The following is a 6,000-nucleotide window of genomic DNA, read 5'->3' on the forward strand; positions in this document are numbered from 1 at the left end:
CCTAGCTAGTGAATCATACTAAAATGAACACCCAAGTACAAACGCGGCTCAGCAAAAAACTTTCGCTCTTGCTGCGACACCAACCCGAGCTTTATGGACTGCACCTGGATGAACAAGGCTGGTGCAGCATTGCCGAACTATTGGATGCCTTTGCCAAAAAAGGCCAAGATCTTTCTATAGATGCCCTTCTCGAAGTTGTTCAGGAAAATGACAAACAACGTTTTGCTTTTAGTCCCGATGGCTTGAAAATTCGGGCTAGTCAGGGGCATTCCATCGATGTAGAACTGGGCTACAGCCCGCAAGTCCCTCCAGACATTTTGTACCATGGTACAGCTGACCGCTTTTTGCCATCGATCCTCAATGTGGGCATCATCAAAGGCAAGCGCCACCAGGTACACCTGTCCTTAGATGTTGAAACTGCTGAAAAAGTGGGTGAACGACATGGCCGAGTTGTTGTGCTTAAAGTATTTGCTGGCAAAATGCACGCCATTGGCCATGCTTTTTATCAATCGGATAATGGGGTTTGGTTGGTAGATGAGGTGCCGGTGGGGTACTTTGAGGTGATAGATTGAATCACTTCCAGGATTTAAATGTTTTTTGCAGCTTCATACTGGTTGATTTGAACCACTTTAGGGCACCTTTGAAAGGGGCGCGTAGAAGAGATAGCGTTATGTTTAAGCGATTGTTTGGTTTTGAAATCCTGGTTTTTATCCTAATCCTGTTCATCAGCGGCTGCCAGCCTGAACCGCAGGTGCAACGCGCATTTTACCACTGGCAAACCAATTTGTCGCTCAGTCCCGCCGAGCAAAAAAGCTTACAAAAACTTCAAATTTCAAGGTTGTACGCCAAGTTTTTTGACGTAGACTGGGACGAAACCCAAGGCCAAATCGTCCCTCTTGCCAGCATTCAAATCGATACCGCCGGGCTGGAAAAACTGGAATTGGTTCCCGTCATTTACATCACCAATCGCAGCTGGAATCACGTGGAAAGTGAGGCACAGGTGGAAACTTTGGCGCAAAAGATCGTTGCTAAAATAGACGCTTTGGCTCAGCCCCTAGACAAACCGAACCTCTCCGAAATACAAATTGACTGCGACTGGACGGCCAGCAGCCGCCGGGTTTATTTTGCTTTTTTGGAAAAATTGGGTAAAAAACTAGCGCAGCGCAAATGCCTACTTTCCACCACCATCCGCCTGCACCAATACAAATACCCCCAACGGACAGGCATTCCACCCGTGGCCAGCGGTACACTTATGTTGTACAATGTAGGGGATTTGGAAAGTTGGGAAGAGGAGAATTCCATTTTTTCCCAATCGGCGGTGGAGGCTTATGTGCCTTTTCCAAAGTACCCCTTGCCGCTGGATGTGGTGCTGCCGGCCTTTAGTTGGGGCGTCTTGTTTCGGGAGGGGGAGATGATTCGATTATTGAATGAGCTGCGGGTAGAAGACCTGCAGGGTGACACCCGTTTCGAGCAGATTGCTCCCCAGCGCTTTCGCGTGCGAAAAAGTACGTATCTTAACGGGCATTATTTGTACCGAGGCGATTTGTTGCGGATTGAGACCTGTGGGTATGCGGAGTTGTTGGCGGCGGCGCGTTTTGCGCGGAAGCATTTGTCACGTGGGGGGCTGCGTTGGGTGGGGATTTATCATTGGCACGATCGCCTGAACAAAGCACTCAAATATGATGAGCTGGAGGATATTTTTGCCGTTTTTTAAGCGCTCGTTGCGCATGATTGTTTCCGGATTGACCCTCCTGGCATGCACCTGCCTCTATTTCTGGCCCATCCCCCTCGGCGGCGACTGCGGCCCCAATCTGCAAGAATTCAAAGGTTTTTCCTTCCTCCGTTCCACCATCATCAATGGTGCTACGGCGGGTGCGCCTTATGTGTTGGGCTTCGATGTGTTGTACGAGCGTTACGGGGTCCAAAAGACCAACATGATGCAGGACAACCTCGACGAGTGGCACAGCCGCTACTGCGCCAAGGCCGAAAAAGCAGACATCTATGCCGTGGTGTACGACTGGCCGAAAAGTGACCTTGAAGAAGTGATCAATGGCATCACGGTAAAAAATTATGGGCTAAGTCCCTATTTGCGCCAAAATACCTTTGCCGCTTATTTGTACAGGTACGGTTGCACCGAAACCCTGCGCTACCTGCAATACACCCGCGATGTGGAACCCCACGTGACCAGCACCGACCCTTGGGAAGATCGACCCAGCAATCTGGCCATCATCAATAGTTTGATCATTCGGGGGCGGGACGAGTTTATGAATTGCGCTTCCCATTACATTCGTCTGCGTTATGCTTTTCAAATCATTCGTTTGGCGCATTATTCCCGGCAGTACAACCGTACGGTTGAGTTGTACGACTGGTTGATGCCCAAAGTGGACAACGATCCCAGTTTGATCGAGTATTGGATTTTGGGGCATCGGGCCGGAGCACTACAGGCTTTGGGGCGTTATCCCGAAGCGGCCTACGACTATGCCAAGGTTTTTTTGAATTGTCCCAGCAAGCGGGAGTCAGCCTTACAGAGTTTCCGCATCCGCAGCGATGAGGAATGGCAGGCGACCTACACCTTGTGCCGAAGCGACCAGGAGCGTGCCACGCTCTACGCCATGCGCGCCTACCTCGACCGCAGTCGGGCGCTGGAAGAAATGAAACTCATCTACGAACTCGATCCAAAAATGGAGTACCTGGATGTGCTGCTGGTAAGGGAAATGCGGCGTTTGGAAAAACAGTTGCTCGGTTTGGAGTTCAATAAAAACCGCGAACAGAATAAACGTTACCACAAAATTCCTCAGCCCGGGATCGATGATTACCTGATTCAGGTGCAAGATTTTGTACAAAAAGTCAATTCCGAAAAAAAAACCTCCAACCCGGAACTCTGGGCCATTGCGGAGGGCTACCTGGAAATGGTTTCCGGTGATTTTTATGCGGCCATCAAGTCTTTTGAGCGCATTGAGGACAGCATCAAAGACGAGGCTTTGCAAGAACAACTGAAGATATTTATGCTGGGGGCTCAAATTGGCGCCTATCAGGAAGTCGACGACGACATGGAGGACGAGGTTGCCAATATGATGCGGAGCAATGAATTTTTCCTGCGTTTTCCGTCCAAATTTGAACCTTATACCCGCGACAAACTGGGCTGGCTGTACAAACGGTACAAAATGCCAGGCAAAGCCTTTTTGTCGTATTACCCTTTCCGCGATTTAAAGGTCAACCCCCGGGAAACCGAGCTCAACGACCTCCTGGCTATGTTGCAACAACGGCGGCTGAACCGCATGGAACGCAATTTGCTCAAACAAGGAGATACCTTGCTTACAGTTAATGATATTCATATGCTCAAAGCCACCGTTTTACTGGACCAATACCAATTGGCTGCTGCTTTGGAGGAAATGAAAAAAATTGACCGCAACGCCTGGACGGATTATGGGGTATGGGCACCCTTTGTGGAGCGTTTTCACGATTGTGTACATTGCCCGATTCGGGATACGGTTACTTTTTTGAACCGGGGGGAAATCATCGAGCGGATGCTGGACTTGGAATACCGCGCTTTAGCCAATCGACTGGAAGGTGGGGTCTTTTTTTACCAAATGGGGCTGGCCTATTACAACATGAGTTATTTTGGTTCGGCCTGGCAAGTGATGGACAATTTTCGCAGCGGGAGTAGCTTGAAGCGGCGCAAAAATGCCCAAGACCCCAACCTGGTGCCCGATGAACGTTTTGCCCTCGGCAACCGGGAGCATTTTGATTGCACCCAGGCTTTGAACTACTTCAATATGGCCCGGCAGTTTACAGGTAGCCGCGAAATAGCCGCCCGGGCTACCTTCATGGCGGCACGTTGCGAACAGAATAATTTCTATTGGCGTGGAGGAACCCGCACCTATGAAAATTTCGAGATCCTCAAACGGGATTACGCCGATACTCAGTTTTATGCCCGAATTGTGGCTGAATGCAAGTATTTCAAGTTTTATACCGCCCGTTGATCAATTGTCCTTAAACACCTGATTGATCTCCTCAATGCGAAAAGTCAGCGTGCGTGGAGCGTTATAAGGGATTTGATTGTCGGTGGCAGTCAAGATGATGCGGTGATCATCAATTTGCTCGCAATAAAAGGCGCTCAACATAAATTGGGGCCTCCGGCCAGTAATCCTGGATTGCACAACACCGTGAATTAATTCTCCTTTAGGGCCAATTCGAACCAGTTTATAAGGTGTTTCGGCAGGCATTTCTATTTGTGTTTGTAGAAAAAAAGCTGTATCACCTTTGATAAACAGATTGCCATCGTACAGGGCATCGAAAAAACCATATTTCATCCGTGGAATGATACTGAGGTATTGAGGCTTGGCCTGATCATCGAAGCGGATCAGCATGTTGGCATTTCCACTAGTAGCCAGGAGGTACATTTGTCCTGTAGTTTGAAAGTACAGTTTATAAATGGTGTAATTGAAAAAACCGGTTGGAGTGTAATGTTCTCCCAACACGGAATCTTGCCGTGCCAAACGTTCAGCGTTTTGATACAATGTTTTGGGAAACTCTTCGATGTTTTGGGTGTAATTTGCCGCCCCCAAAGGCATCTTTAAAATATAGAGGCCACTTTCTGTTGTAAAACGAGGTGCTTGCCAAATGCCGATTCCATAAAGTGTTTCGTCTGAAGCAAGCCCAAACTTCAAACTGGAGAAGTGGGCACCTTTGGCCAGTTGGGTGCGCAATACCTTGGCTGTATCCACATCTCTGCGCATGTGAAGGGCCATATGTTCGATCAGGCTGGCTTTGATAACCGTCGCAGCCCCGATCCGACCAGCATAATTTTCTGCAAAAAGAAAAAATTCACCATTGTTGCGCAAAGCGCAGTTGTTGATCAAAAACCGATTGTTGAGATAAGGTAAGGTATATTGCTTCGACCATTGTTTTTCCAGCGAACGGTTGTAAACCTGTACATTGAGCCGCACTGAATCTTCGGAATAGGCATAAATCCAACTGTAAAACCCAATGTGGCTGCTGTCAGGAGAAATGCAATAACCCAGGTAAGGGGAATCGCTGCTGGGGCGGGGGGTAGCCACCGCATCGATGAGTTGGCTGTGTTTTTCTTTGAGTGTTTTAGAATCAAATTGCTGTAAAAGGAAATTACTTCGGCCTGGCCCTGGGTGGTAAACTGAGGTCAGCAGGTTCAAAACACCATTCCAGACAAATACATCTTTGAGTTGGGCTTTGAAAGGGCCAGTCTTTAGCGACACCAGTTTTTCTGTTTTGGCCGCATTGATACTGGAAATGCTTTGAAAATACAATTGCAAGGGGGCCCCTGTGCTGCTCCAGTTTTGTTGAACCGTGACTACCTGGGTAGGACTGACCGGTAGAAGGCGGCTAAAAATAAAAACATTGGTGTCCAAACGGGCTTGTGCAAAAGAAAGGGAAACAAAGCCAAGAATGGAACAAAGCAGGATGAGTAGCTTCTTCATAAAATGCAGTTTAGTAACTCAGAAAAATTAAGTTCCCGACTTGGGTTTTGAATAGACGGCCGAACACATCATTTCAAGTAAGCTTCCTATTCAAAAGCCTCTAAAAAACTGGGGAGTAATTATTTCGTCATACTTAGTAGGTGGTGAATTTAAGCTTTGATTTGCAGTCCAACATCATCTTCTTTCGCAAAGGCCCCATTTCAGACCCAAAACTGGCATTTAGCATGCTTACATCGCTAATAAATTTAAGTGTTGTTTTGTTTTATTCACAAAATATGCCTTGTTTTGCAAGATAAAAGCTGGGATTAGGGCGTTTCCTATTTCTAAGAGTAGGTAAAAACTGCTCAAAGCTTGACTGGCGAGAGCGCCATCATGGTTACGAAACTATTCATTTTTAAATTAAACAGAAAAACATGCGTCTAGTACTCAACTTACTAGTAGTTGTTCTTGCGCTAGGTTCTATGCAATCTTGTGTTTCTAAGAAAAAGTTCGATGAACTGCTCGCCAGCAAAGAAGCAGCAGACAAGGCTTTGGCTGAAACACA

The 6,000-nt window shown here is 47.5% G+C and carries 4 protein-coding genes; 3 read left to right on the forward strand and 1 reads right to left on the reverse strand.

Translation table 11 applies throughout. The features are described from left to right. The first annotated feature begins 23 nt into the window (after positions 1-23). The 3 genes from SFV55_RS11765 (at position 24) to SFV55_RS11775 (ending at position 3,983) form a co-directional block, all read left to right on the forward strand. Positions 24-572 (forward strand): RNA 2'-phosphotransferase, encoded by a 549-nt coding sequence (locus SFV55_RS11765; RefSeq protein ID WP_320029698.1) that lies wholly within the window; start codon positions 24-26, stop codon positions 570-572. Between the two features lie 98 nt (positions 573-670). Next, positions 671-1,714, forward strand: a complete 1,044-nt coding sequence (locus tag SFV55_RS11770; RefSeq protein ID WP_320029699.1) for a hypothetical protein — start codon at positions 671-673, stop codon at positions 1,712-1,714. Between the two features lie 13 nt (positions 1,715-1,727). Next, positions 1,728-3,983 (forward strand): hypothetical protein, encoded by a 2,256-nt coding sequence (locus SFV55_RS11775; RefSeq protein WP_320029700.1) that lies wholly within the window; start codon positions 1,728-1,730, stop codon positions 3,981-3,983. Here SFV55_RS11775 and SFV55_RS11780 read toward each other — a convergent pair whose 3' ends face one another. Continuing rightward, the gene (locus SFV55_RS11780) at positions 3,984-5,456 is read right to left on the reverse strand and encodes a hypothetical protein (RefSeq protein WP_320029701.1); all 1,473 of its coding nucleotides are present in this window, start codon (positions 5,454-5,456) and stop codon (positions 3,984-3,986) included. It lies immediately after the preceding gene. Positions 5,457-6,000 lie beyond the last annotated feature (544 nt).

Source organism: Haliscomenobacter sp., from assembly GCF_033763495.1.
In the GTDB taxonomy this organism is placed as follows: Bacteria; Bacteroidota; Bacteroidia; order Chitinophagales; family Saprospiraceae; genus Haliscomenobacter.